27 protein-coding genes and 1 pseudogene are annotated in these 23,959 nt (G+C 51.3%); 14 read left to right on the top strand and 14 right to left on the bottom strand.

Annotated elements, in window-relative coordinates:
- Nucleotides 1-24 precede the first annotated feature (24 nt).
- The 4 genes from HMPREF2981_RS03115 to HMPREF2981_RS03100 all read left to right on the top strand — a co-directional run bounded on the left by HMPREF2981_RS03115 (nt 25) and on the right by HMPREF2981_RS03100 (nt 2,848).
- Nucleotides 25-792 carry a protein RtoA (Ratio-A) gene (locus tag HMPREF2981_RS03115; RefSeq protein WP_246825235.1) on the top strand — a complete coding sequence of 256 codons (768 nt, stop codon included), beginning with the start codon at nt 25-27 and terminating at the stop codon, nt 790-792.
- Between the two features lie 439 nt (nt 793-1,231).
- Entirely contained in the window at nt 1,232-1,963 is a 732-nt protein-coding gene (locus tag HMPREF2981_RS03110; protein WP_070660903.1) for a 1,4-beta-cellobiosidase, read from the top strand.
- Nucleotides 1,964-2,190: 227 nt separating this feature from the next.
- Nucleotides 2,191-2,418 carry a YdeI/OmpD-associated family protein gene (locus HMPREF2981_RS03105; RefSeq protein ID WP_013397528.1) on the top strand — a complete coding sequence of 76 codons (228 nt, stop codon included), beginning with the start codon at nt 2,191-2,193 and terminating at the stop codon, nt 2,416-2,418.
- Nucleotides 2,419-2,656: 238 nt separating this feature from the next.
- The gene (locus HMPREF2981_RS03100) at nt 2,657-2,848 is read left to right on the top strand and encodes a type II toxin-antitoxin system VapB family antitoxin (protein ID WP_070660750.1); all 192 of its coding nucleotides are present in this window, start codon (nt 2,657-2,659) and stop codon (nt 2,846-2,848) included.
- A gap of 106 nt (nt 2,849-2,954) precedes the next feature.
- On the opposite strand, the gene HMPREF2981_RS03095 is transcribed toward HMPREF2981_RS03100, so the two are convergent.
- The 3 genes from HMPREF2981_RS03095 to HMPREF2981_RS03080 all read right to left on the bottom strand — a co-directional run bounded on the left by HMPREF2981_RS03095 (nt 2,955) and on the right by HMPREF2981_RS03080 (nt 6,023).
- A complete protein-coding gene (locus HMPREF2981_RS03095) occupies nt 2,955-3,212 on the bottom strand; it encodes a GlsB/YeaQ/YmgE family stress response membrane protein (protein ID WP_037231102.1) in 258 nt (85 codons plus the stop codon).
- A 374-nt stretch (nt 3,213-3,586) separates the two neighbouring features.
- Nucleotides 3,587-4,402, bottom strand: a complete 816-nt coding sequence (locus HMPREF2981_RS03090; RefSeq protein ID WP_070660748.1) for a class I SAM-dependent methyltransferase — start codon at nt 4,400-4,402, stop codon at nt 3,587-3,589.
- 661 nt (nt 4,403-5,063) lie between these two features.
- Nucleotides 5,064-6,023 (bottom strand): NADP-dependent oxidoreductase, encoded by a 960-nt coding sequence (locus HMPREF2981_RS03080; RefSeq protein ID WP_070660746.1) that lies wholly within the window; start codon nt 6,021-6,023, stop codon nt 5,064-5,066.
- Between the two features lie 299 nt (nt 6,024-6,322).
- Here HMPREF2981_RS03080 and HMPREF2981_RS03075 point away from each other — a divergent pair, with 299 nt between their 5' ends.
- Entirely contained in the window at nt 6,323-6,955 is a 633-nt protein-coding gene (locus tag HMPREF2981_RS03075) for a DJ-1/PfpI family protein (RefSeq protein WP_070660900.1), read from the top strand.
- Between the two features lie 122 nt (nt 6,956-7,077).
- Here the strand turns inward: HMPREF2981_RS03075 and HMPREF2981_RS03070 are convergent, their stop codons facing one another.
- Nucleotides 7,078-7,860, bottom strand: coding sequence for an SDR family NAD(P)-dependent oxidoreductase (locus tag HMPREF2981_RS03070; RefSeq protein WP_070660742.1), 783 nt, complete (start codon nt 7,858-7,860; stop codon nt 7,078-7,080).
- Between the two features lie 131 nt (nt 7,861-7,991).
- Nucleotides 7,992-8,351 (bottom strand): nuclear transport factor 2 family protein, encoded by a 360-nt coding sequence (locus tag HMPREF2981_RS03065; protein ID WP_037231099.1) that lies wholly within the window; start codon nt 8,349-8,351, stop codon nt 7,992-7,994.
- A 93-nt stretch (nt 8,352-8,444) separates the two neighbouring features.
- Between HMPREF2981_RS03065 and HMPREF2981_RS03060 the strand changes: the two genes are divergently transcribed.
- From HMPREF2981_RS03060 to HMPREF2981_RS03045, 4 genes are all read left to right on the top strand, one after another.
- Entirely contained in the window at nt 8,445-9,101 is a 657-nt protein-coding gene (locus tag HMPREF2981_RS03060) for a TetR/AcrR family transcriptional regulator (protein ID WP_037231096.1), read from the top strand.
- A gap of 755 nt (nt 9,102-9,856) precedes the next feature.
- On the top strand, nt 9,857-10,903 hold the full coding sequence (locus tag HMPREF2981_RS03055; protein ID WP_246825234.1) for a protein argonaute-2: 1,047 nt from the start codon (nt 9,857-9,859) through the stop codon (nt 10,901-10,903).
- 284 nt (nt 10,904-11,187) lie between these two features.
- Nucleotides 11,188-12,414, top strand: a complete 1,227-nt coding sequence (locus tag HMPREF2981_RS03050; protein WP_246825233.1) for a histidine kinase — start codon at nt 11,188-11,190, stop codon at nt 12,412-12,414.
- Between the two features lie 151 nt (nt 12,415-12,565).
- Nucleotides 12,566-13,177: a Type 1 glutamine amidotransferase-like domain-containing protein gene (locus tag HMPREF2981_RS03045; RefSeq protein WP_004005158.1), complete on the top strand. Its 612-nt coding sequence runs from the start codon at nt 12,566-12,568 to the stop codon at nt 13,175-13,177.
- 154 nt (nt 13,178-13,331) lie between these two features.
- Here the strand turns inward: HMPREF2981_RS03045 and HMPREF2981_RS03040 are convergent, their stop codons facing one another.
- The 5 genes from HMPREF2981_RS03040 to HMPREF2981_RS10860 all read right to left on the bottom strand — a co-directional run bounded on the left by HMPREF2981_RS03040 (nt 13,332) and on the right by HMPREF2981_RS10860 (nt 17,016).
- The gene (locus HMPREF2981_RS03040; protein ID WP_004005157.1) at nt 13,332-14,081 is read right to left on the bottom strand and encodes a class I SAM-dependent methyltransferase; all 750 of its coding nucleotides are present in this window, start codon (nt 14,079-14,081) and stop codon (nt 13,332-13,334) included.
- A gap of 268 nt (nt 14,082-14,349) precedes the next feature.
- A complete protein-coding gene (locus HMPREF2981_RS03035) occupies nt 14,350-15,030 on the bottom strand; it encodes a class I SAM-dependent methyltransferase (protein ID WP_070660739.1) in 681 nt (226 codons plus the stop codon).
- Nucleotides 15,031-15,109: 79 nt separating this feature from the next.
- Nucleotides 15,110-15,526 carry a DoxX family protein gene (locus tag HMPREF2981_RS03030; protein WP_004005155.1) on the bottom strand — a complete coding sequence of 139 codons (417 nt, stop codon included), beginning with the start codon at nt 15,524-15,526 and terminating at the stop codon, nt 15,110-15,112.
- 461 nt (nt 15,527-15,987) lie between these two features.
- Entirely contained in the window at nt 15,988-16,641 is a 654-nt protein-coding gene (locus tag HMPREF2981_RS03025) for an LppP/LprE family lipoprotein (RefSeq protein WP_004005154.1), read from the bottom strand.
- A gap of 36 nt (nt 16,642-16,677) precedes the next feature.
- Nucleotides 16,678-17,016 carry an LppP/LprE family lipoprotein gene (locus HMPREF2981_RS10860; RefSeq protein ID WP_168160742.1) on the bottom strand — a complete coding sequence of 113 codons (339 nt, stop codon included), beginning with the start codon at nt 17,014-17,016 and terminating at the stop codon, nt 16,678-16,680.
- Nucleotides 17,017-17,584: 568 nt separating this feature from the next.
- Here HMPREF2981_RS10860 and tpx point away from each other — a divergent pair.
- Nucleotides 17,585-18,085: a thiol peroxidase gene (tpx, locus tag HMPREF2981_RS03015; RefSeq protein ID WP_004005152.1), complete on the top strand. Its 501-nt coding sequence runs from the start codon at nt 17,585-17,587 to the stop codon at nt 18,083-18,085.
- Between the two features lie 78 nt (nt 18,086-18,163).
- Here the strand turns inward: tpx and HMPREF2981_RS03010 are convergent, their stop codons facing one another.
- Genes HMPREF2981_RS03010 through HMPREF2981_RS03000 form a run of 3 tightly spaced genes read right to left on the bottom strand, consistent with a single transcriptional unit; the run spans nt 18,164 to nt 20,333 of the window.
- Nucleotides 18,164-19,117: an AzlC family ABC transporter permease gene (locus HMPREF2981_RS03010; RefSeq protein WP_037231093.1), complete on the bottom strand. Its 954-nt coding sequence runs from the start codon at nt 19,115-19,117 to the stop codon at nt 18,164-18,166.
- Between the two features lie 9 nt (nt 19,118-19,126).
- A complete protein-coding gene (locus HMPREF2981_RS03005; protein WP_004005150.1) occupies nt 19,127-19,465 on the bottom strand; it encodes a branched-chain amino acid transporter permease in 339 nt (112 codons plus the stop codon).
- Nucleotides 19,458-20,333 (bottom strand): AzlC family ABC transporter permease, encoded by an 876-nt coding sequence (locus HMPREF2981_RS03000; protein ID WP_037231091.1) that lies wholly within the window; start codon nt 20,331-20,333, stop codon nt 19,458-19,460. The genes HMPREF2981_RS03005 and HMPREF2981_RS03000 overlap by 8 nt, the downstream gene beginning before the upstream one ends.
- A 171-nt stretch (nt 20,334-20,504) precedes the next feature.
- Here HMPREF2981_RS03000 and HMPREF2981_RS02995 point away from each other — a divergent pair, with 171 nt between their 5' ends.
- A complete protein-coding gene (locus HMPREF2981_RS02995; protein WP_004005148.1) occupies nt 20,505-20,969 on the top strand; it encodes an OsmC family protein in 465 nt (154 codons plus the stop codon).
- A gap of 118 nt (nt 20,970-21,087) precedes the next feature.
- Here HMPREF2981_RS02995 and HMPREF2981_RS02990 read toward each other — a convergent pair whose 3' ends face one another.
- Nucleotides 21,088-21,744 (bottom strand): hypothetical protein, encoded by a 657-nt coding sequence (locus HMPREF2981_RS02990; protein ID WP_070660737.1) that lies wholly within the window; start codon nt 21,742-21,744, stop codon nt 21,088-21,090.
- A gap of 123 nt (nt 21,745-21,867) precedes the next feature.
- Here HMPREF2981_RS02990 and HMPREF2981_RS11180 point away from each other — a divergent pair, with 123 nt between their 5' ends.
- From HMPREF2981_RS11180 to HMPREF2981_RS02980, 3 genes and pseudogenes are all read left to right on the top strand, one after another.
- A complete protein-coding gene (locus HMPREF2981_RS11180; protein WP_083313851.1) occupies nt 21,868-22,035 on the top strand; it encodes a Type 1 glutamine amidotransferase-like domain-containing protein in 168 nt (55 codons plus the stop codon).
- A 130-nt stretch (nt 22,036-22,165) separates the two neighbouring features.
- Nucleotides 22,166-22,840, top strand: a complete 675-nt coding sequence (locus tag HMPREF2981_RS02985; protein WP_070660734.1) for a Type 1 glutamine amidotransferase-like domain-containing protein — start codon at nt 22,166-22,168, stop codon at nt 22,838-22,840.
- Nucleotides 22,841-23,350: 510 nt separating this feature from the next.
- Nucleotides 23,351-23,959: pseudogene (locus HMPREF2981_RS02980) on the top strand (hypothetical protein); the annotation flags it as partial.

Below are 23,959 nucleotides of genomic sequence, written 5' to 3'. Positions count from 1 at the left end.
TTATCAGGAGAAAGGATGCGAATTATGACTACCACGAAGGTACCTGTATATGTATCCCTGGCTGTTGCTGGCATTATGGCTTTGAGCGCCTGTGGTTCAAATAGCTCTAATAATGCTTCGAATTCTTCCCCATCGTCTTCATCATCAACAACAGCCTCCAAGACAGCTAGCGCCGGTGGATCCGGCACTGTGAATAGTGGCGGGGGAACTTCCGCAAACTCAGGTTCAGGCGCTAATGGCGGCGCAGCAAATTCTGGTGCTGAAGGCGGCACTGGAACGGACCAAAACTCCGGCACTGGCGCACAGAGTGGCAGCGTAACCGGCGCCGATACAAACGGCGGAGCACAAGCGAACCAGGGTGCAGAAGCCCAAGGTGGTGCCCAGCAGCAACAGGCCGATCCTGGAGGGGCGAATGCTGCGAATGATGAACACAATGTCACGAAAAACCCCAACGCATTGACCCCTGGCGAATACGTAATTCACCGCGAAGCTTCCTGGGATTACGTTGATACTACGGGTTCTCGGTATCATGTCGACGGTGACGGTGGCTGGACGAGCGTTGGGGAAGACGGTACCAGTACCGTTGCGGCGGATGGTTCTTGGACTAAGAACTATGCCGACGGGCACACGGTAGCCCGGGTAGAGGCTGACGGAACCTACCGGGTTACCTATGACGGTCAGCTTTCCCCTGAGATGCCCAGCAATGCTGTCCCGGTGTCTCCTGGAAAACTCCCTGACCCGAAGGCGGTCCCGGCAGTAAATCCGGTACAGCCCACTAAGCCGGGCATGTAATAACCAGCAGGGACACTTTCGCAAAGTGCTTTGCGCGAAACGGGTGCGCATCCTCAATACCTGAGGATGCGCACCCTATTGTGTGCACAGCGTACACGCCCGCTGAAATTTGGGGGGGGGGGGCTAACGTCGTCGGGGTTACGGGTTGGAGTGAACGTCAAAAAATTCTATACCGGTGGAAGCCACCGTCCTGGAAATATGTGAGACAGTATACATTTATGATTTTTCAAAATATTAATAATCGTTGGTTGATTCGTTCATAAATAAAATTTAGTTTAGTTATATAAGGTAATTCAATTTCTTTAATGTGTAATACACGGGTGTAACTATATTTCGTGGTAAAAATATTTGCAAAATCTGGAAAATTCCTGACAATACATGTGAGCTATGCGACGGTTAAAACACCAGCTGATATTTATCAGGAGAAAGGATGCGAATTATGACTACCAAGAAGGCTACCGCATGCGTATCTCTGGCTGTTGCTGGCATCTTGGTTTTGAGCGCCTGCGGCTCAAATAGTGCGAATGATTCTTCAAGTTCGTCCTCGGCTTCTTCTCCGTCAAGTTCATCTCGTGCTTCTAGTTCCACAGGAAGCTCCAGTGCTGTGAATAACGGCGGTGGAACATCTGGAAATTCCGGTTCAGGCGCTAACGGTGGCGCAGGTGCGGAACAGAATTCCGGTAATGGCGCAGTTCAGGGTGACGGCGGTACTGGTGCTAATGGAGGCGGCGCTCAGGCAGATCAGGGTGCGGGAACTAACGGCGGTGTTGCTGGCGGCGGAGCCCAACAACAGGGTGCCCCTGGAAATACAGCGAACCAAAATCCCGGTTCTGAAGGGTATGTGCAGGTTGCTGAAGACGGATCCTGGACTGCAACCGAACCCGACGGTGAAATCGTGAGGGTATATCCCGATGGGTCGTGGGATCGGAGCAATCCAGCCACCGGAAACACCGATTGGGTGGGTGCCGATGGGTCCTGGATTACAAATGAAAATGGTCTGCCCAACGGCTCCAATAAGAACTCACAGGTGCAACCTAATGGTACCTACGAGGTCAGGATGAACGGTGAAGCGTCTCATGAGACCCCAAGTGGAACGCCTGAAACCCCCGTGATGCCCAATGGTTCGAATGCGGTAACCCCTAAGGGAGCAGTTCAGCCAGCAAAGCGCTGATATCTTTTTGAAAGAAACGGTTAGGTGCGCATCCTCAACCATCGCAGGATGCGCGCCTCTCTGCGTCTATGAGGTGAAGGCTAGCAAGAACCACCCTCAGGAGCATCGGGACCCGCGGAAAATACTGCCCGGTATAGTTCGCGCTTACCTGAAATCTTGAACCTGCCACCGTGCTACAGGTAGCGTGGAATACAGGTACACGATAAACACCCATCTCAGGAGGCTTTATGCGCGAACAACACACTATGCCGAAAGATATTGCGGCGGCCCTAAAAAACGCGGGGTTACGCACCGACTATAAGGCTCGACCAGCGTATCAGCGTAACGACTATATTGGTTGGATCAACCGCGCCAAGACACCGGCGATGCGTATCGAGCGCCTCGAACAAATGCTCACCGAGTTGGCACAGGGCGGTATCTATATGGGCAAGGAACATAAGGCCTCACGTAAGTAGGTTCAAGATGCACCGCCACGAGCAGTCATGCTGAAAACGCGCCCTGGGCTGTATCTTGCACCCTGTCGGGGTGCGGAATGCGGTTTAATCTGTATTATTCAGACTGGCTTATGATGAAGACATCCCCGACGGGGGTAGACCATGATTATTACCGTTCTCTAGCTCACCGGTGTAATGCACAATAGGCAGCATTATTATCTACATCAAGGGTGTGCTGTTTACTGATGCGGAGGGTATTATGCGTACAACTGTGACTTTGGATGAAGAGATTGTTGCTAAAGCGGCTAAGCTCACCGGTATTGAAGAACATTCTTCTCTAGTGCGTGCTGCCTTGGAAACTCTGGTACGTGTTGAAAACGGACGCCTGCTTGCTACATTAGGAGGTTCCGAACCTCAAGCCCAGGCAGCTCCACGGCGCCAAGATACATGAGTGCATATAAGGGCGGTTTCTAATAAAACGCACCCATAACGCACAATAAAAGCGGATCCTCGAAACAGAATGTTCGAGGATCCGCTTTTGCAGAATGTGGAAGAAGCTACTTCTTGTGTGTGACGCTCAGATAGATGGAGATAGCGACCATTGCGGCGATAATCGAAAGAATCCAGCGGATCCAGTCGATACCGGCGGTTTCAGCAACACCAAGCAGACCAGCTACCCAGCCTCCGACAAACGCGCCAACAGCGCCCAAGATGATGGTCCAGAGAATAGAAATATTCTGCTGACCCTTCATGAACAGGCGGGCAAGGGCGCCAATAATAGCACCCGCAATAATCATCCCAATAAGCTGACCCATAGATACCTCCTTGCGGTTTGGATGAGTCATATACTGCGCAGAGTTCCATAGACTTTGCACACGAGCGATAATGTGTGGTTATCGCATATGAACCCTCAATTGTACAGTACAAATTACTTGATGGGTAAACTATACGTGTATGCGGTTCCAACCCGGGCTGTATACTATACGGGGTCTGCGAAGCTATAACCAAGAGTAGAAATGCGCAGCCGGGGTAAGACGCGCTAAAAGGCAATGGGTTCTGGCTTATTACCTCACCCAGTTTCGGAATGCGGTTTATTTCCTGCTGCGCTTGAAATAGTGCTCCGATGGGTAAATTGCTGGCTCCTGCTTGTTCAGGAAGAATAATCTGCTGGCGCTCAAAATAAGCAATGTCAGTCTATCCTGTAGTGGAGCATACGGAAGGATTCCTTCAGGAATGGTAAACGCCGCGTTATCATGGCAGACAGTGCCCCGCTCTTCTTCCACGCCGGAAAGTCTGTCATCAGCCGTTTAGCGCTCACTAAATGCAGGTTATGAGCCCAACGCTCGGGTTCATGATCGTCGTCGCATCCAAAAACGAATCGCGCGCGGGAGTGCTTAAGTGCTTCGTGCTGATCAGAATGCGAAACCATCCACGAGTTTATGACGTCGAACGCGATCTCACTGCCGTGAAAACGCTGCGCAAGATCGCGGAACAGGGCGCGCACCGTGTAACGATCAAAGTACATCATCATGCCTTCAATCACGAACAGAAATTGGGCATTTGGCTGCAGATCGTTCAGCTCGTCCATCCAGCCCGCGTCGAAGGCTGAGGTCCCCAGGAAAACTTCACTGCCTTGCGGGGGCAGCAACTTTATACGCAAAGTCATCACATCGGGTAAATCTAGGCTGTAAAACGGAACGTTCTGCGCGATTTCGCCGATGCGTTCTCGGCGGCTGTCTAGACCGCATCCAACATTAACGATCACCGGGTTAGGTTGGCGCTTAATGAAATCGGCCGCCAGTCGGTCAAAGTAATCTGAGCGAATCGCGGTGCCGACAACGGTGTGAATGACGTTATCAAATTTAGAGAAATTGTAGTCTAACTGCGAAACGACTCGTCCAGCTGCCTCATCTTTGATGATTGGGTCGGGCTGTTGCGAGGCGAGGTGCTTCATGTACAGGGGAATAAGTAAGGTCTCGCTGATGGCATCTTCGATTTTCAGCATAGGAAAAGGCCCCTTTCAGCTTTGACGAGGAGGTTAGCTTATCCTTAGTATACCGCGCGAGAACCTTTATTTTTAGGGTCTTTTCCAAAGGTTTTATGCGGCGGCGCAAGATTGAGGAGTGCTACCGCAGGCGAGAGGCGGCTCTAGACATGTAAAGAAGAACCGTGTGAGGCACATACTGGTGTATGTTCAGGCTCTTATTCTGGCGTTGCAACCACAACATGACAAAGCGGGAGCATTTTCTTCATTCGGGAGCACTTTAACTGCTCCCGAATGAAGAAAATGCTCCCGGATTGAGCGCTACCGCAAGAGAGGAACTCTTCCATTACCTAAACAAATCCCACACACTGAAGGTCGTGCGGCGGTAGATAGCCCCTTTTACGGCTCGCTTCGGGTTTTTCACAAACCCCATACCGCGCTTACCATAACCAGGAATCACAGCTCTTTTCACGGCGCGTTTTGCCCGACCGGTGGTGCGGGCCTTAATCATTCGTTTCACACTGGGTTTTCGCATACCAATTCTCATACCTTTAGCCTACTACCAGCGTCGCAAACATGCGTGCCGCATCGTCACGGTCACACATAAAGGCGAGGCTTTGAGTGCATAGCCACAACATTGTGGCCATATGTCAAAACCTCGCCCGTATGAATAACCCAAGAGTTACATAACCACTACGAGTTTGCCGCGTGTATGTTTCTCGGCTACACGATCTTGTGCGGCGCCAAGCTCCTCAAGCGAGTATTTCTTCTCAATGACCGGGCGCAGCTGACCACGCTCGACGGCATTGGTAATCCACTTCATGGCCTCGGACGATGCCTTGGTCGCCAGCAGGAAACCCACGCGACGGTTCGTGAACAGCGAGGTCAGCACCGCCGGAAGACCGTCAGGCGAGACCGTCATCATGCGCCCGCCCGGCTTCAAATAGTTACGGTAAAACGCGGTAACAACGCCGCCGCAGTCCAGGATCGCATCGAATTTCTCAACCTTTTCGGGGTCTGGCAGAGCCTCGTGGTCGTATGCCTCAATCGAACCTAGCTCGCGGCACAGAGCTATATTTTCTTCGGCAGAAACAGTCGCCACCTGAGCCCCTAAAATCTGCCCGATCTGCAGTGCGGCATGCCCCACACCGCCGCTGGCACCCACTACCAGCAGACGCTGACCAGCCTGAAGCTTCAGGTTCTTGCGGAGTACTTGCAGCGCGGCAAGGCTCACAAGCGGCAATGCCGCCGCATCAATCTGGTTCTGGATGCGCGGCGCATGGCTAATTCGGTTCTCACGGAATAACACGTATTCGGCTGCTGTGCCGGTGGGCGCCATCGAAATGGAGCCGTTGAACCCCCACACGATATCGCCAACTTTGTAGTCCATCACGCCGGTGCCCACACTGACAATCTCGCCGAGGGCATCCACACCGGTACCTTTGGGGAAGCGTTTGCCCGTAAAAAGCCGCATTTCGCCTTCGCGCACGATCACGTCAATGCGATTCACGCTGAAGGCCTGCACGCGTACCAACACCTGGCCGGGGCGGGGAGATGGTACGGGAACCTCGTTGATCGTGAGCAGATCAGACCCGCCAAATTTGTCGTATTGTACGGCGCGCATTGTGGTTGGTAGCGACATATTTATCTCTTTCTTATCGGTCATTGCGGAAGCATCGGTGTAGGATGCACGGCATTCGACATGAGAACCGCAGCTGTGTAATGGGCGACGGCACCCAAAATAATGCCTCTGTGTTTAACTCTAACCTGTATGCGTGCCAAACCGTGATAAATGACGGTTTTACGACGGGCACCCGGGCATATTTCCAGGCGTACAAACCTGCAGCACATGCCTGAGCGCATAATAAAAACCCTTGATGTGAATAAAACGTTGAAGAATCGTGCTTGATTCACATAAAGACCCTTTTTAGCATGGGTGCTATGACGACTGCATCTGTGTACTGTCTTTTCTTCGACGGTTATGAGACTCTCGACGCTATGGGACCTATCGAATTTTTGCATCGTGTGCCTGATGTGCGTATGCGGTATATCTCGGTGGCGGGCACATCCGAGAGCGGTGGTTCATTGGTACGTTCCGCCCAGGGCTTTATCCTCAAGACGGAAATTGTTGAAAGTCTTCCTCCAGGGAGCATTCTTCTGATTCCAGGAGGTATAGGTACGCGCTCTCTCGTCATGAATAACCTATTCCTGCAAAACCTTGCGAAATTGGTACAGCAAAGCCAAACCTGCCTGGCAGTCTGCACCGGAGCGGCACTTCTTGCTGCCACAGGTGTTCTTGACGGGAAGCCTGCTACTACTAACAAACGTGCCTTCGAGTGGGTGCGTGGGACGCGGCCACAGGTGAGGTGGCGGCAGAAGGCGCGTTGGGTGAGCACAGAGAAGTTTTATACATCCTCGGGAGTTTCAGCGGGTATGGATATGACTCTAGGTTTTATCGCCGACCGGTGGGGTTTGGAAACGGCTCAAGAGATCGCGTCCCGCTGCGAATATCTGTGGCAAAATGACCCGGATACTGACCCATTTGCACATTCTGCTGAGTTCGAATCAGCGTAGCTTCCTCCCAGCGCATAAAAAGACCCTTTATACGAATAAAGCGTTAGAAAATCCGCTTGATTCGTATAAAGAGCCTTTTTTACAACACTAGGGAGAGGGGAGGGGAGAACAGGGCAGCAAGCCTAGTGCGTCGTAACACCACCATCCACGCTCAATACCGCGCCGGTCACCCATGCGGCCGCATCCGATGCCAAAAACGCGGCGGCACGCCCAATATCATCAACATTCCCGATGCGCCCCAACGGAATCAACGCCGAGGCATTTTGCTTCATTTGCTCCTGCGCTTCAGGCGGCATCGCAGAAACATTGCGCAGCAATTGTGGAGTTTCGACCATTCCCGGCGCAATCGCATTAACGCGCACCCCGGCGGAACCCGCCTCAAACGCTAGTGACTGTGTGAAAAGATTTAATGCGCCCTTTGTCATGGAATAGACCGTCGAAGGGCGCCCGGGAAGCATCCGCTTCGAAAAATATGACGAAATGTTAACAATATTGCCAGAATTTTTAGCGAGTTCAGGCAATAACTTTTGTGCCAAGAAATACGGGGCTTTGACGTTGAGATTAAAATGCTCGTCGAAAGCGTTCTCGTCGGTTTGTTCAAAGGGAATAAACCGTGCAATACCGGCATTATTGACCAGCACATCAATACTTCCCAAAATATCGAGGGCGTGCTCGGCGGCACGGTGTACTTCAGAAATATCCGTTAAATCTGCTGCGAAGGTGTGCACGGTCACGGGGTATTCGCTCAAGCGCGCGCTGGCTTCTGCAAGTTTTGTGGGGGTGCGAGCAATGAGGAATAGGTTAGCACCTTGGCGGGCAAATTCTTCGGCAATACCGTAGCCGATACCGTCGCTTCCGCCGGTAATAACGGCATTCTTGCCGGAAAGCGCAGAATTGGTATTCATGATGATCTCCTTGGGGGAGGGAATGAGTGATAAAGAGTAATTCCCGCATAAAACCTGCTATCTCAGGCGAGAGCAGCGAATGTGCTGCGGGTATTAGAGAGCTGAAGTTGAATGAAAGCGACTAGAAAGCTTTACTCGTCTTTTATAAAGGCCATAAAGGCGGCGCCGTCAAGATAGATGCTGGAGGCAATAATTTTGCCGTCTCGCACTGTGAGAAATTCCGGAACCTCAAAAATCTGGGTGTCTCCTGCGGGGGACTTTGCGGTGTAGCGCGCAATAACCGCCGCTTTATCGCCTTCAACCACAAGATGTGCAAGCTCAACATTAGTGGTGGAATTAAAAAAATTTCCGGCACCCTGCAGATAATCTTGTTTGCCAAGATTTTGTTCTGCACTGTTGAATCCGTAGGCTAATTTATCGGAAATGTAGTCTTGCCAATTTTCGGCGTGAATTGCCGAATAGTAATTCAGGACGGTCTGCTTAGTAGTCATTTGACCCTCTCGCGAATAGAATATATGACATGCGGGTATAACCCACGCATTTAACTGTAACAGACATGTTCTATTTATTAGGGTAATAACTACGTGATTGATTCATCTAAGCCATTGCGAGCTGATGCGCGGCGCACGGTCAATATCGTGCTTCACGCCGCCGAACAAGTATTGCGCCGAGACCCAACCGCCTCGCTGGAGCAGGTGGCTACGGTTGCAGGAGTCACTCGAACAACTATTCATCGCAGATTCGCCAGCCGCGAGGTTCTTCTCGCGGAGCTGAGTAATATTGCCGTTAGAGAATTTTATGAAGCATTTGAGTCAGCAAGTCCCGAGACCGCTCCCGTCATGGTGGCGCTGCATCGCCTGACTGTTAACGTGATGCGGGTGAAGGCGATCTGGTTGTATGCGATGGCGCATCTGAGCGATGACGATCCCGCCGTGATTACAAAACAACGCACTCTTTTAGGGCGTTTGGGTAAGGTTTTTGAGCGTGCACAGCGTGAGGGCTATATCGCTGCAGATGTAGACCTTATCTGGGCGCAGCGTATGTTCCGTGCCATGACTGACGAGGCGGTAGCTGGTATCACTGGCACCGGTATGGGAGCTAAAGCCCCGCCAATGCCGACCGGTCCGGATGATTTGGCCAGACTGGAGGCGGTTGTAGACGATGCCGAGCTAGACCGCCTGACCACTTTGATTATGCACACTTTGTTCACTGGAATTGGAACTCACGAACCCTCTATATGACATGCAATCAGTGAGATGGATACAAGACCTTATTCGGTAGAAAGTATCTAACCTAGCTCGTGAAATATTGCAGTATTGCCCGCCTTGGATCGTAAGAGTGAAGGATAAAAATACGCAGAGTTTAGCCGCGTTTCGGTAGTCCACCAGGCAGATACCCACTGGGAAAAAAGTTGGTGAGAAACGATATATACTCCTCAACAAAAGGTATGAATCACCCCGCAATACCGCGGGGAGCCGGTAGACGCTATTGTGCACCAGAACGGTTTTACCCAACCAACGTGAGAATAGAGGCTGTATCTCGCGGCACTCAATACCCCACGACGTGGGCGGCGTGCGGTATGTTTTTGTGGGCCTCCACCTTGTCACGCTCATGGTGTGCTTCGAGTAGAAACACTCGATGTAATCGAACATCAGGGGAGAACCGGGGAACCTGTTTGCCAACGCGCGTACAAGATCGGTGAGCTACGTCAAAATATCTAATGGATAAGGTGCGCTCATAATATTCTGATACGTCCCTGTAATTCAAGATACGCTCCGCCTGTATCAAAAACGAGAGGCGGAGCTATATTTTTCTGTAAAAACTTAATGGAGAAATTTTTCATAAAACCTTGACTAAATAACTTCGAATATTTCTATATCAACGTAAAAAATTCGTTCTCAGAATAATTATTGTGATGATTCCTCGATATCTCTTGTATCTCGGTCCTGAATTATGTTTAGGGTTGAATTGTTCATGTCACCGATGAATGGAGTTTATGATGGCTTTTCGCTATTCTCGTTCGGCTATGACCGGTGCTGCTATTTTCACCCTTGCGGGTGTGACGGTTCTTCCGCTCGCGCAAGCAAACGCAGCGCCTGCAAGTCCTCAGGATGAGGCTCGTTCTGGGTCCACTCAGGGCCAGCCAAATTCTGCAGCACAGAACGGTCAGGATCAGGGTCAGCAGCAGAGCGCTAATGCTAACGGTCAGGACCAGCAGGGTGCTAACGCCAGTGGTCAGAACCAGGATGGTGCAACCCAGGGTCAGCAGCAGAGTGCTAACGGTCAGGGTCGGCAGCAGGGCGCCAATGCTGATGCTCAGGGTCAGCAGGGTGCTAACGCCAGTGACCAGAGCCAGGATGGTGCAACACAGGGCGGTGCGGCACAGGATCCTTCGCAAGCTGCATCCGGCGGTGAACAGCAGCAGGGTCAGTCTAGCGCATCTCAGGATCAGCAGGGTACTAATGCCAGCGGTCAGAGCCAGCAGCAGAGTGCTAACGGTCAGGATAAGCAGGCTTCTCAGGGGCAGGGTGCAAGCTCTGCATCCCAGAATGGTCAGGGTCAGCAGGCTCAGGGCGCACCCGCATCCCAGAGCAGCTCAAACTCGAAGTCTGCATCACAGAATAATCAGAGCCATCAGAGCCAGCCCTCCGCACCCGCGAATCAGAACTCCGGTTTTATTGCGATTACCTCTGTCGATGGATTCATTGACCCGCAGAATACTGATAACGTTCTGTCTGTAGAGACTACGGGGATCGATAATACCCACCGTGTACAGTACGAGCCGCGTGTTCAGGAACTTGATGAGTTCGGGAACATCGTTAATGATGACGTTAGCAACGGCGGAGGGTCTAGTCTTGGTTCGGACGGGAGCTTCGGGATGTACGTGAGTGTTGATGGCACTAAGATTAACCCGAACCACCAATACCGGGTCTACATTGATGTATTCGATCGGGATACCTTAACGGCGAGTTACGCGTACTACCCCGTCGTGGTTTGGAACCGTACCTACATTCCGGTTGTTCCTCTGTCGGCAGCACGGTAATTAATACGCCGTATTATCTTTTGCATTTTGTTTAGTGTATTAGATTTCTAAAAATAAAATATATTTTCGGCTCAAGGGTCTTCGGGAGCATGTTTTAGTGATATGCATGCTGTTGAAGACCCTTTGAGTCGTGTTGACACATTAGTTTATGTATATATTTTCCATCGAAACATTCATGTTGTCATAAAAATAAATATCAAGAAATAATGCTAAAAATGCTAGACCTAAACTCAATCATGTATTACATTTAACAGTATTCCACTAACCGATGAATGGAGTACAAAATGTCCAATACCCGTTTTATCCTGACCGGAGTGGGTGCGCTTGCCCTCCTAGGTGCATCCGTGGTGCCGTCCGTTCCTTCCTTTGCCGCTGAAGGGAACGCTGGTGCGCAGACTCAGCAGGCTATCTCTACGCTTCCGGGTGGCCAAAATACTGGCACTAATAACACCAATGGGAACAACACAAATATTAATACAGGGGCTAAAGTAACTTCCGTTGAGGGCGGTCCGCTGAACCCTCTGACAGGGCAGAACAACCTTACGATTACTGGTGAGGGGATTGACCTCAACAAGTCTTTTGACGGTTTAGGTGCAGAGGTCTACGAGGTTGATGCAGACGGCGACTTCACTGGCGAGAACTTAGTTCAAGACGGCGGAGGCCTTGTTGTGACGGAAGACGGTCATTTCCGTGGCACTGCCAAGGTTAAAGGCGATTTCGATCCCCAGAAACACTATGTTCTCTACATTATGAGCTACCCTGGGCACGGTAACCGCACAATAGAGGCTAAACAAGATCTGCCTGTACAGCAGGTTGACAGCAAGGACCTGCAGTCTTCCGTAACCCTGACCACCAACTCCTCGAAGACAAATAAGCTCAGCAGCCACCTGAACACCAATGTCTTGACCCTGACCGGAACCCATTTTGATGACGTGAAGCAGGTCAAGATAAAAGTTGAGGGTCTGGATGAGAACGGACAGGTTAACGAAACTCTTGCCACCAAAGACGTCTCGGCAGAGGTGAAGAACGGTAACTTTACTACTCAGATTCAGATTCCTGGATCCAAGATTCAGGAAGGTAAGCACTATCGGGTGCTTATTGAATCCAGCAGCGACGACTGGGTAAGGGCTGTGACCAAGGATTTTTATGGCGATACGGATGATGAGGTTGTAGGCATCGTTAACGGTGCACCCCTTAGCCGCAGTGCCGCCGAGAATCACCTGAAGGTTGCTGGCGGCGGGTTTAACCCTGCAGCAGCGGCTCAGAACGGCTCCAAGGTTCGGTTGATTTTCACCGAATACAATGTTGAGCTTGACGATCCCAGCAGCGATGAGATCGTGAATACGACTGTTACCCCGAAACCGAACGGCGACTTCGAGGGCGACCTGACTATTCCCGGTAATAAGCTGCAGGCAGGAAAGAAATACGTGGTACGCGCATACCTTGAATACGCGGATGGCGGAGTCGCAAGCGACATTACCCTCAAGACCCTGGTTCCGACCACGAACTAGGCTTTATTAAGAGAAAATCTCTGTGCTGACACCCCTAGAAGAAGATAAGGTGCTACATAAACCTAAAATTTCCTTCTAGGGGTGTTGCATGGGTAAATCGACCGGTACGATTTGATAAAACCACACTATAGATGCCTTCGCCAGGAGATAGATGATGCGCGCCTTCCTCTGTTCTTACTTCGCCGGTGTAGAACCCGCCTTCAAAAATTTCTTGCGCGGCAACCCATCACAACAGCAGGTGGTGTTTATTCCTACCGCCAGCACGGTTGAAAACACAACTTTCTACATTCAGGATGCCCTGAACGTTTTCAAAAATTTAGGGCTAACCCCCGATATTCTCGACATTGCAGAAGTTGATTCAGAAACCGCGAAGTTGCGCATCGAACAAGCTGAAGTTCTCTATATTTCGGGCGGCAATACGTTCTATTTGCTGCAGCAGCTCAAATCCAAAGACCTCATCAATTTCATTGTCGAAAAGGTGCGCCACGGCATGATGTACGTGGGGGAGTCGGCTGGAGCTATGGTCGCTTCGCCTGATATTGAGTATGCACGAGTTATGGACGACTCTGACGCTGCTCTGGGAATGTTTAATTTTAAGGCGTTGGGAATTGTCGATTTCTACCCGGCGGTGCACGAGGAAGAAGAACCTTTTGTACAGGCGGTACGCCGTATGAAAAGCGAATATTCGGATAAGCTGGACCTTGTGCCTATCAACAATAGGCGTGCGATTCGGGTTGAGGGCGGCGTTCGCTTTATCGTCTAGGTTTTCTCCATCGGGCAGAAACCCACCGCATAGTGTGTTCACCTTGAAATAGCAGACTCCGGGAGCAGTTTCTTCATTCGGGAGCGGTTAAAATGCTCCCGAATCAAGAAACTGCTCCCGCTTCACCCGTTTATGATTGTAATTCTGGTCTTTCTTAGTCTTGCGGAACCCTGAACGTGATGCAATAGAACTGATCATTCCAGAGCAAGCTGGTGCTTGCATCCTCCATGTCTTCGGGTATCAGTGCCTCAATCTCTGAGAGATCGAAAGTGGCGTTCTTGTAGGCTTTACGGGTGAGGACGTTCTTCTTGTACTGCGAATCGATGTAGTCGGAAGTTTCGTCTGCGATCATAATTTTCGTGCCGGGTTTGGCCACCCGAATCATTTCTTTGATCGCGCGTTTTTTATCGCTAAAGAAGTTAATGCCGCCCACGTGCAGCACCACGTCAAAACTCTGATCGATGAAGGGCAGGTCCTCGGCGGCACAGTTCACTAGGTTCAGGTTCGCGCGCCCACCCCAGATTTTCTGGCATTTCTTGAGCATCCCGAGCGAAATATCGGCACCCGTCCAGTCGATTGCGCTCACCTCAATATCGTCGGGCAGGTAGCGTAGGTCGGTACCGGTGCCGATTGAGACGTACAGCGCCGAGCAGCCGGGAAACCACTCTAGTTCCTTCATGAACTGCTGGCGCATCTGTGCGACTTCATTGCCGTAAGCGAGACGCCCAAACCACCGTTCGCCTAGGTCGTAGACGGAGGCTAAGCGGTTGTAGAATTTCATATATTTGGCGTTATCGCCCTGAATCTGCGCTTCATCCAGACATAGCAGAATGCCATTCTCTTCGGCGGGAGGGTTAGTGCGGAATTCGGGCTTGAGCTTGTTCGTGAGGTTAGTGTTTGCCATGGCATCTCCGCCTTAGATTAGTATGGTGAGCACATTTCTGAGCGTCGTGAGAGAGAAATATTACTCCTTATAAAACACTTATACCTGTTTTGGAATATACGCGTCAATATTTTTTATATTTGAATACGAGAAACGGCCTTTTAAACGCACTCTATTCAGAAGAGTTTTTGCATTCATGAAGAATAAAAAGCTTCTGAAGGCAAAAACTCTTCTCGATAGAAACCGCCAGTGATGGTGTCAAAAATATGTAGGTACTGTCCGGGTGTTTTTAGTGTTCTTTTTCAAGCACGAGGTTTACGTAGTCGCGTCGTACCAGCCGGGCAGAGCCGCCCGCCACCGCCATATCGTGCAGATGCTGTACAGCTACCGTATGTAGCGGCAGTTCTTGTGTGAGCGCAACTATATCGGCGGCATCGTACAGGGCGAAGCCGTACTTGGTGAATGGCAGGGTCTTCATAAAATCTTTTTCACAGAAGCTTAAACACACCCGCCCGCCGGCGGTAAGCACCCGGCACATTTCTGCGAGCAGCCAAGCCGGTTCCTCCCAGAAATACACCGTATTCACGCTCAACACCTTCGTGAAAATGCCGTCTTCATACGGCAGATTCACGCCGTCATACAGCGCGTACTCAGCCAGCCCTTCTGCGATAAACACGTTATTGGCGGCGCGGGCCTGCTCATACATGAGCGGCGAAATTTCCACCCCATCATAGTGCAGGTTCTCTGCGAGGGAGAGAACATAATTGAGGAGCCCACCATTGCTCGGGCCCGCCTCCAGGATGCGGTCATCTTCCTCAATGCCTAATGCATTCAGGGCGCTCACAATCATGGGAAGATTCCCCAGGTTTAAAGAGTGTGCTAGCTCTTGACCGGTGTCACCCATGGGGCACTTAAGCTGGGAAGCAAGGGCCTTCGCCTGCTCGGCCGGGTTCTGGCGGGTACTAGACATAGTGCTCCTTTATAATAATCCAGGCGTGAAGATTTTTTATCATAGCACGGCCGCAGTTTGTGCCACCGCCAGGAGAGCTTTAGCGCCGAGAGGAGGTTTTATAGATGCGCCAGGCACGGCGAATCATTGGCAGCTGCAACGGTAGACGGCCGAAAGCCACAACACGCTTAAACGCTGACTCATGCCGCCAATCCCACGCCATCTGCACATTTGCCGGGAACACCGCCGTATACAGTGCAATAGCCGCGAGGGCACCCGCCCGGCGGGTTGTTGGGACGGTCAGCATCCCTGCGATACCAAGCTCAGCAGCCCCCGAAGCATAGGTGTAGAACCGCGCGGAGCCCGGCAGGGCACGAGGCACGATTGCGTCGTAATGTTCGGGTTTCGCGAAATGCAGCACACCCGTGGTCCCTAGAAAACCGGCTGTTACCACGGGCGCTATATGTTTCTTACCGCCGGAGCGGGAATCCTCAGATACGTTTTTCTTCAAGCTCATAATTCTAGTTTTGCACATCCGCACTACTACCGCCGGATGATTTTTATGGATTCTCTAGGGCATCGTACATGCGTGGTTCCGCACCTCTAAAACGGAGTAAATTCACATTTCTACCGCACAATATGAGCCTTACACGTCGTGTAACGATAGCGAATCCATACCAGAACAGGGTAGAATGAGTGAACCGGTGCTAAGACATCACGGAAAGGCCCGTGAGGGCACCCAATCACTGATCCCATGAAAGGAATCCTCTCTTATGAAGAAGCTCATTGTACTTGCTCTCGTCGGCGCAGCAGCATTTTTCGTGTACAAGAAGAAGTTCGCAGCCTAAGCTAGAGTCAGCAGTTTTGATGGGGTACATAAAGCCCACATGAACTGAATACACAGCAGATTTGCGTGAGCCCCGCATCCAGAAGGTTGGATGCGGGGCTCACCGCTTGCTTACACACGTTTATCAGGAACTATCCGGTCGGCAAATCCCCGTTCATAACAATCTTTTCCTGAGCGGAATCCCAGGTGAACGTCGCTTGGGAAGACCCCACAGAAGCCGAAATCTGGTTCGCAGAATTCCGTGAGACCGAAGGGGAACCCTGAATCGGGTTGAGCGTGCCGGTTCCCAAGTAGTCTCCGTGATGGAACAGCATAATATGTGACGCACCATCGGATGACCCAACCGTAATCCACGAGAGCTCCGCACTCGAATCGAAAGTCGAAGTATCCGCCGAACTCAGCGACCACGAATGATGACCGCGAAGTTTACTCGCATTAGAATCCAACGCCAAACGCCCGCTTGAGGATGAAGACCCCGAATTAGAATTTGACGATGCGGTTACCGTAACGGTACTTGTCTCCGGCTGCGGGTTGGCGGTTACCGTTACTACAGACACGCTCGGATTTGGAGAGGCTGAAGAACTGGTGGCACTTGCTGTGGGAGAGTGAGTTGGGCTGGCAGATGCGCTGGTTGAAGCGGATGAAGAACTAGATGAGCTGGAACTGCGTGCCGCCTGCGAGCTGCTGCCCGAATCGGTGGATGCGCCAAACGGGTTACCGCAGGAAGAAAGCAGAAGCGCTGCGCCAGCGCAGAAAACTAGCGGTTTTACAGGAAATCTAGACATGAAAAACTCTTTTCGTATCGGTGCGTGTTGTTACTCCTAGTTTACTGGTGGCAACTCGCCCGTGCGGGAGACCTGCCGGGTTTGCGGGTCGAAAGTATACACGCTAATAGCCCGCCCCGTTGCACAAGCGTTGCATTCATCAGCTTTGGGGTATACATAACGAACCTCGACGCTCGTGGGCGATAGCCGGTGAGGCACAAACTTTCCAAAAGGCTTTTGTTCTGCAACCCCGATGAACTCACCGTGGCTGAAAAACAGTAAATGTGCTGGAGAACTACCCGTTCCATTTTTGAGATCCATGGTAATCCACGAGAATTCCGCACACGGATCGTAGGTATTTAGCTCGGGGTTTTTGGTAGGAATATTTTCGGGCACTTTAGATGTGTCCCAGGGAGCACCTTCGCTTGTGTCTCCATCCCATGTGTAGGGTGGTATCTGTTGCCCATATTTTTCGAGAGCCTGCTGATCTGTCAATGTTCCGCACTGCTGCGAGGGGGTGGACGAACTCTGCTCGGCTCCAAAAGGAGCGCCGCACGAGGTAAATAACAGCGTCAGAAGAGCACCAAAAACTATAATTCTGAGACGGGATTTCAGAGAGGAAAGCTTCGTGTTTGCTGGATACATTGCGTTATAGTCCTTACCTTATACATGTGAGGTTGTAAACATTAGATACCGTCTGCAAATTCTCAACCGTGAGAGTAGGCCGTAAGTATCTGATACCTAGAAACATCAGCCGTCGTAAAAGACAATGTTAAGGTTCCACCTTTAAACTTACGACGTTATCTGCCAGAATGCCACGATATCCGTCATGTATAGTAGCCCGGTGTCTGTCAATTTCCTGTCTCCCTTCGCAACAGCATGAATGTACGACGAGGCCGCGCCGCCCGGTTCTTGCGCGACAGTTCCCCTTGCGCAGGGGCAGAGAACGCGCGACAATGAGGAAATGGCTGAAATTACTTTTCAAAATAACCTTGCAGTTCACACTAGCGGCAACCTTCCCGCCGTCGGTTCTAAGCTCCCCGCATTCTCCGTACTCGACGCCGACCTCGCTGAGGTCACCGGCGCCCAGTTCGCGGGTAAGAACCTCGTGCTGAATATCTTCCCCTCGGTCGATACCGGCGTATGCGCTGCCTCGGTCCGCAACTTCAACAAAGAAGCCGCCGGCCTTGATAACACCATTGTCGTGAACGTTTCACACGACCTTCCGTTCGCGCTTGGTCGCTTCTGCGCCGCTGAGGGCATCGAGAACGTTATTACCACGTCTGCATTCCGCTCATCCTTCGGGCAGGACTTCGGCGTGACAATGACCGACGGACCTCTCGAAGGGCTCCTTGCTCGCGCCGTCGTAGTCGTGAACCCCGCCGGTGAGGTAGTGTACACCGAGCTCGTTCCCGAAATCACCAACGAACCTAATTACGAGGCTGCGCTCGCAGCTCTTAAGTAAACGCAGCTGAGCCTATCAGGCAGGCACCATGCTCGGTTTTTCCGTGCCATGGTGCCTGCTTTGTTCTGCTGTTTGAAACTATTGCGCTGGTTCGTGCGGAGTCTCTTCTACGCGATCATGTTCCGCGCAATGGCGTGTAAGCTCGTCGGCGACCAGCATATGTTGAGGCAGAGAACCGCGTTTCTTCGCCGCTGCATAACGCCCCACCAGAAGCGCCATATACACTGCCATCGCCACTAAGAGCATAGACCCCGGGGCAATAATCAACGCTACTGCCGCCGCGATCACCGAGAAAAGCACCGTGAGCCTATCGGGGTTAGCGCGATAGGCATCAAGGGCAAGTACCGTAAAGAGCGCAGTCATTACGAAATCGAACCCCTCAAGATGTACCAGAAAACTCGACCCCAAGAAGAACCCGAGTGTGGAACTGAGGATAACGCTCATATGCATTCCCGCATGAATCCACAGAATGCGTGACCCTCTTAGAGTATGCCGTTCCGGTCCACTGTTGAGGGCAAAAGCCTCGTCGATGAGCGTATAGACGGTGTAAAACTTGGCGAGAGAGCCGTGCACACGCTCGATAGGGTAGGACAGCCCATACATGAGGTGGCGTGAATTGATGAGCAACGTCATCACCGCAACGGATACCAGCGAGGCACCCGCTGCCATCATCGTCAGCAATACGAACTCTACAGACCCGGCGAATAAAACTCCTGGAAGCAGGGGTGCAAGCCACCAAGGAAAACCCAAGCTGTGTATCACAACACCGAGTCCAATTCCCACGAAAAACAGGCCCAGCATCACAAGGGATGCAGCACGCATTGCCTCACGAAATCCGCTCTCGCCAGTGCGGCGGAGCTCAAGACTAAGGGCATCATCGCCTGCGCGTAAAGCCTGCTCGCGTTCCTGCACCACCGGAATGCTGCTGGTCGCCAGACCTGCGGAGGCGATAATATCGAGAACCTGTTCGTCGCTGGTTTGTTGCGGCGCCTCCCCAAGGTGGCGGTTGGGGTGTGAAGATCTTTCAAACATGGTATGCCCCTAGAAAACCCAGTTGATGAGAATAACGCAGGTGGCGGTACCGGCGATCATGCTGTATACCATATTCTTCTTCCACAGGTGCACGAGCGCCGTCACCACAAACCCGGCAAGGTAGGGAACCGCGGTGTGTGTGGATGAAAAGTCAATACGGCTTACCGCATAGATCGCCAGAAGCGCTACGGCCCCGAGTGGAATCCAGTGGCTGAGCGCATCCAGCACCTCAGAACCCGCAAGGGCTTTCTTGAGGCCAAAGGGGAGCACCCGCAGAACAAAGGTTACAGCCGCCGCAACCAGAACGGCGCTGATAATATAGCCGCTATCGATGTGACCGTTAATCATGGGGGTTCTCCTGCGAGTTGTCGTGATGAGTGAGCGTGGTGCTTGGGGTTTTCACCTGATCTGTCGTGCTGTCTTCGGCAACCGTCAGCGATGCGTTATTCTCTGGGGCGGGTATCTGGTGTTCCGGCAGTGTTCCCCGTGATTTTGCGATAAAGAACCGTACTATCAGCAGGGCAGTGTAGGTTCCCATCGACACCAGAAGCATGGAACCGGGTGCCAGGATAATGCCTACCGTGCCGGAGATCAGCGTGAGAAGAGCCGTGACATTATCCCGTTGAGCGCGGTAGGCGTCAATCGCGAGGACTGTAAACAGAGCCGTCATGGCGAAATCCATACCCTCAAGGTGGCTCAGAAACGATGCGCCAATAAAGAACCCGGCGGTTGTTCCTGCCACCCAGCTGATGTGCAGGAATGTACTCACCCATAGAATACGTGCGTGAGAGAGCGTATTCCGGTCGGGGCCGGTGTTGAGCGCGTAGGATTCGTCGCAGAGCGTGTATATGGCGTAGAGCTTCGCCCAGAAACCCTTGACGTTCTGCAGCGGGAAGGAAATACCGTACACCAGATGGCGGGAGTTCACGAGCAGAGTTGTGAAACCAATAGCGCCTACACTGGCTCCGGTTGCGATCATTTCTACCACCAGGAACTCGACGGAACCGGCGTAAACGATGAGGGATATTGCGGGCGCAAGCCACCACGGTAAATGGTGAGCACTAATAATAACGCCCAAACCTAACCCCAACACCACGAAACTTGCAAGCACCACGCTGGATGCCCGTAAAGCCTGTTTGAAGCCGCTCTCGGTGGGGTTATGACCGATCGCGGCGTAATGTTCTGCGTCGCTTGTTTCCTTCGCGGTATCTTTCATGGTGCCTCTCAGCAAGAGTGAAAATGAGTCTTCAATTATCCTATCCAATTTTAGGGAAGTTTTATGTACTTCGTTTTGCTGTACGGAATATCAGGGGAGGAATAAAGATGTGGTGCCTGCGTTATGCTCAATGTACAAGCGACAGTTTCACCGTGTTAAGGAGTATTGCTGATGAATAAAGCGCCTGCTGAGAAAACAATAGTACGCCGCGAGTCTGAGGACTACCGCGAAGTTCGTGTAGAACGGGTTGATCGCCTGCGGTACCGGGCACATGGTGCGAATGGGGCAACCCTGGACTTCGGGGTGGGTGATGGGCTTCTAACTCCGGTGGAGCTCTTATTAGCGGCGATCGCCGGATGCTCCTCGGTCGATGTGGATGCGGTCACCACCCGCCGTGAAATCCCACAGGTATTCGAGGTACTTGCTTCTGCTCTGAAGAAGCATGAGGACGGTGCGGTACGTCTTGATGATGTTGAGGTCGATTTTGATGTGCAGTTCCCTGAAACCGAGGCGGGCACGCAGGCCGCTAAGATGGTGGATCGGTTAATTCGTTTGAGCGCTGAGAAGGACTGCACGGTCTCTCGTACGGTGGAGCATCCGACGAAGGTTGAGTTTCATAATGTGAATGCTGAGTAGGGCTTTGCTGGATTATCGTATTGGCCTTGACTTTAAGCATATATTTTTGCCGAGCAGATTATTAAAAGTTATCTGCTCGGCATTTATCGCAGGGGGGGGGCTTTGATGCGGAAACATATTACATATAGTGCGCAGAATCATCAGCAAGGTCGGTGCCTTGAGGGTTTTCGGTCAGATATTGGATAATGGCTTTTTTGTCGTGAAGTATTTCTTCAATCTGAGCCTGGTCTTCTGAACTGTGGATGTGTGCCCACCGACCCTTCTCCTGTCGGAAGATAACATGCGCGGCTATGGAGTATTCTTTGGTAGCTTTTATTGAAAACTTGGCTGCTGTTTTATTGTCTCTGGTTCTGAGGTGGAAAATATCAGGAAACGAAATATCTTCACCTCCACGGAAATTTTTACCCCAAGGAGAATAACTATATTTATTAATACAATTAAAATGTGTTGTAATAATTTTTCCTGTTCGAGTATGGTATTTAATAGTACCGTCTGAGTGAATACTAAAGTACTCCATTTCGTATGCGTAGAGGAAATTCGCGCTAAGTAGTGCTGTACCGCCGAAAAGAATGGTATTCCACGTTCCGGTCCATGCCATATCCCACGGAATGATTAAGGCATCTATTGTTAAACCTAGCGCTGTCACATTCAGCCATCCTTCAAGCTGGTGATACTTCCTCTTAAATACGTAGGGGAGCTTCTTCTCTCGTGATCTGCGCACCGCATCGTAGGTGAGGTAGAAGATGGCAATGGCAACAGTGATAATAATGATCATGGTAGTTCTGCTCAATGTTTTCTCCCTATTCCTTATTATGTGATGTAGCAACTGATCGAATTGGCTAAACTCAGGCGAACTACGCCGATAATATCAGTAGTTCCCTGAAAATTTTGTGGCGTTATCTGTACTCTTGCGTATCTTAAGTTTTTTCGCCGCACAGAGCCGAACCTTGAAGAATTTATACGCCGTCAAGACATCATCTATGTCGGAGGCGGTAACACCGCAAACCTCTTAGCTGCGTGGAGGTTGCACGGTCTCTCATACGGTGGAGTATCCAACGAAGGTTGAGTTTCATAGTGCGAATGCTGAGTAGGGTGTTACCGCGTTGAATCCATATATAGACCTATATACTCTGGATATGCTCGGTGTTTAGGATGGGCTATGATTGCATGGCTTATTTGTGGAGGGTTGGTTACCTATGGAGACTCAACGCACTATTGTGCTTCTGAGTGGTGGGTTCTCTGACGGTGAGAATACTGATCAAGATGTGTTTCTGTTAGAGTCCAGCATGCGGAGAAAACCAAGGGTGTGTTTTATTCCTACGGCTAGTGGAGATTCACGTGCGTATATCGAGCGTTTCTATACTGCCTTTAAAAGATATTCGTGTATTCCTGCTCATCTTGAGCTTTTTCGCCGCACAGAGCTGAACCTTGAAGAATTTATACGCCGTCAAGACATCATCTATGTCGGAGGCGGTAACACCGCAAACCTCTTAGCTGTGTGGAGATTGCATGGACTTGACCGTGTGCTTCGCAAAGCATATGTCGAGGGAACGGTTCTATCGGGGATAAGTGCAGGTGCAGCTTGCTGGTTCGAGTCATGTCTGACCGATTCGTTTGGTGGTTTAGAGGCGCTCAATGACGGTTTGGGTATACTGCCTGGCAGCTTCTGCCCTCATTTCAATACTGAACCTGGTCGTCCCAGAAGTTTTTTGCAGACACTACAAAGCGGTACTTTACCGCCAGGAGTAGCTTTAGACGATGGGGCGGCAGTTCGATACTGCAACGAGGTAGTAGATGTAGTCTATCGAAGTGTGAGCAATGCTGGTTTATATAATCAGACGGCAAAAGGTATATGTGCTGTGGAGTTGTAGTACGTTTACCAGCAGGTTTCGACTGCGCAACGAAGCTCTTGATATGTAAATTTTGAGAATGCATTTTGATAGTGAAAATACTTGATATATCAAGCGAAAAGCGGGGGTTGTGTAGGGTGTGCCACTATGTGACCGGATTCGACACGTGTTATTAAAACTTTATTTTTAACCTCAAGTGCAGATTTTACCTGGGAATCTTAAGTGTGCTTCTAGTGGGTGCTACATGAAGGATCTTATTCTCTTCAATCCCTGGAATTGCAGGGGATGTATGAGGGGGTAAAAGTCCTTAAGAGACCCCTGGATATGCAGGATTTTTGAAATGTTTATTGTAGACAAAAAAGGGTGCAAGCTGAGTGATGTTCACTTAAATGTTATAAACATGCTTGTATGCCTAGTGGAGCCCCTGTAGCCTGGGAATTGGATACTTAGTCTAGGCTACCCTTGAGGGTTTACTCCTGCGGTAGTTGAAAGTTTCCGTGCACACGAAGCCGACATAAAAGAGGTTTACATATGACTTCTCATCAGCGGAAATCTCCCGGAATTAAGAAGGCGCTGGTTACGACCGGCACCGCCGCATCCTTGTTGGGTGCATCCTTCGTGGCAATGCCTGCTACGTTTGCTAACGTGCCGGATCAGGTTCCCACCTCTCCTGCATGTGACTGCCAGCCCGGTCAGCCGGGACAGCCTGGTCAGGGCGGTCAGGGTCAGACCGGTCAGCCTGGTGATCACGACAGTGATCACCCTGACACTCCCGATACACCTGACACTCCCGATACACCTGGTGATCACGACAGTGATCAACCTGACACTCCCGATACACCTGACACTCCCGATACACCTGGTGATCACGACAGCGATCAGCCCGGTACCCCCGGTCAGGGTCAGCCTGGTACTCCCGGTCAGGGCGGTCAGGGTCAGACCGGACAGCCTGGTCAGGGCGGTACTCCTGCTCAGCCTGGTACCCCCGGTCAGGGCGGTCAGGGCCAGACTGGTCAGCCCGGTACTCCCGGTCAGGGCGGTCAGGGCCAGACCGGTGACAATGGTCAGCCCGGTACTCCTGCTCAGCCTGGTACCCCCGGTCAGAGCGGTCAGGGCGGCCAGGGCCAGACTGGTACTCCC

The organism is Rothia sp. HMSC069C01, assembly GCF_001814655.1.
Classification (GTDB): Bacteria; Actinomycetota; Actinomycetes; order Actinomycetales; family Micrococcaceae; genus Rothia; species Rothia dentocariosa.
This window is presented reverse-complemented; position numbering and strand designations above follow the sequence as displayed.

Bases quoted from the DNA above. Each gene is read 5' to 3' on its own strand.
- HMPREF2981_RS03115 (WP_246825235.1), top strand. From the start codon at position 25: ATGACTACCACGAAGGTACCTGTATATGTATCCCTGGCTGTTGCTGGC.
- HMPREF2981_RS03110 (WP_070660903.1), top strand. From the start codon at position 1,232: ATGACTACCAAGAAGGCTACCGCATGCGTATCTCTGGCTGTTGCTGGC.
- HMPREF2981_RS03105 (WP_013397528.1), top strand. From the start codon at position 2,191: ATGCGCGAACAACACACTATGCCGAAAGATATTGCGGCGGCCCTAAAA.
- HMPREF2981_RS03100 (WP_070660750.1), top strand. From the start codon at position 2,657: ATGCGTACAACTGTGACTTTGGATGAAGAGATTGTTGCTAAAGCGGCT.
- HMPREF2981_RS03095 (WP_037231102.1), bottom strand. From the start codon at position 3,212: ATGGGTCAGCTTATTGGGATGATTATTGCGGGTGCTATTATTGGCGCC.
- HMPREF2981_RS03090 (WP_070660748.1), bottom strand. From the start codon at position 4,402: ATGCTGAAAATCGAAGATGCCATCAGCGAGACCTTACTTATTCCCCTG.
- HMPREF2981_RS03080 (WP_070660746.1), bottom strand. From the start codon at position 6,023: ATGTCGCTACCAACCACAATGCGCGCCGTACAATACGACAAATTTGGC.
- HMPREF2981_RS03075 (WP_070660900.1), top strand. From the start codon at position 6,323: ATGACGACTGCATCTGTGTACTGTCTTTTCTTCGACGGTTATGAGACT.
- HMPREF2981_RS03070 (WP_070660742.1), bottom strand. From the start codon at position 7,860: ATGAATACCAATTCTGCGCTTTCCGGCAAGAATGCCGTTATTACCGGC.
- HMPREF2981_RS03065 (WP_037231099.1), bottom strand. From the start codon at position 8,351: ATGACTACTAAGCAGACCGTCCTGAATTACTATTCGGCAATTCACGCC.
- HMPREF2981_RS03055 (WP_246825234.1), top strand. From the start codon at position 9,857: ATGATGGCTTTTCGCTATTCTCGTTCGGCTATGACCGGTGCTGCTATT.
- HMPREF2981_RS03050 (WP_246825233.1), top strand. From the start codon at position 11,188: ATGTCCAATACCCGTTTTATCCTGACCGGAGTGGGTGCGCTTGCCCTC.
- HMPREF2981_RS03045 (WP_004005158.1), top strand. From the start codon at position 12,566: ATGATGCGCGCCTTCCTCTGTTCTTACTTCGCCGGTGTAGAACCCGCC.
- HMPREF2981_RS03040 (WP_004005157.1), bottom strand. From the start codon at position 14,081: ATGGCAAACACTAACCTCACGAACAAGCTCAAGCCCGAATTCCGCACT.
- HMPREF2981_RS03035 (WP_070660739.1), bottom strand. From the start codon at position 15,030: ATGTCTAGTACCCGCCAGAACCCGGCCGAGCAGGCGAAGGCCCTTGCT.
- HMPREF2981_RS03030 (WP_004005155.1), bottom strand. From the start codon at position 15,526: ATGAGCTTGAAGAAAAACGTATCTGAGGATTCCCGCTCCGGCGGTAAG.
- HMPREF2981_RS03025 (WP_004005154.1), bottom strand. From the start codon at position 16,641: ATGTCTAGATTTCCTGTAAAACCGCTAGTTTTCTGCGCTGGCGCAGCG.
- tpx (WP_004005152.1), top strand. From the start codon at position 17,585: ATGGCTGAAATTACTTTTCAAAATAACCTTGCAGTTCACACTAGCGGC.
- HMPREF2981_RS03010 (WP_037231093.1), bottom strand. From the start codon at position 19,117: ATGTTTGAAAGATCTTCACACCCCAACCGCCACCTTGGGGAGGCGCCG.
- HMPREF2981_RS03005 (WP_004005150.1), bottom strand. From the start codon at position 19,465: ATGATTAACGGTCACATCGATAGCGGCTATATTATCAGCGCCGTTCTG.
- HMPREF2981_RS03000 (WP_037231091.1), bottom strand. From the start codon at position 20,333: ATGAAAGATACCGCGAAGGAAACAAGCGACGCAGAACATTACGCCGCG.
- HMPREF2981_RS02995 (WP_004005148.1), top strand. From the start codon at position 20,505: ATGAATAAAGCGCCTGCTGAGAAAACAATAGTACGCCGCGAGTCTGAG.
- HMPREF2981_RS02990 (WP_070660737.1), bottom strand. From the start codon at position 21,744: ATGATCATTATTATCACTGTTGCCATTGCCATCTTCTACCTCACCTAC.
- HMPREF2981_RS02985 (WP_070660734.1), top strand. From the start codon at position 22,166: ATGGAGACTCAACGCACTATTGTGCTTCTGAGTGGTGGGTTCTCTGAC.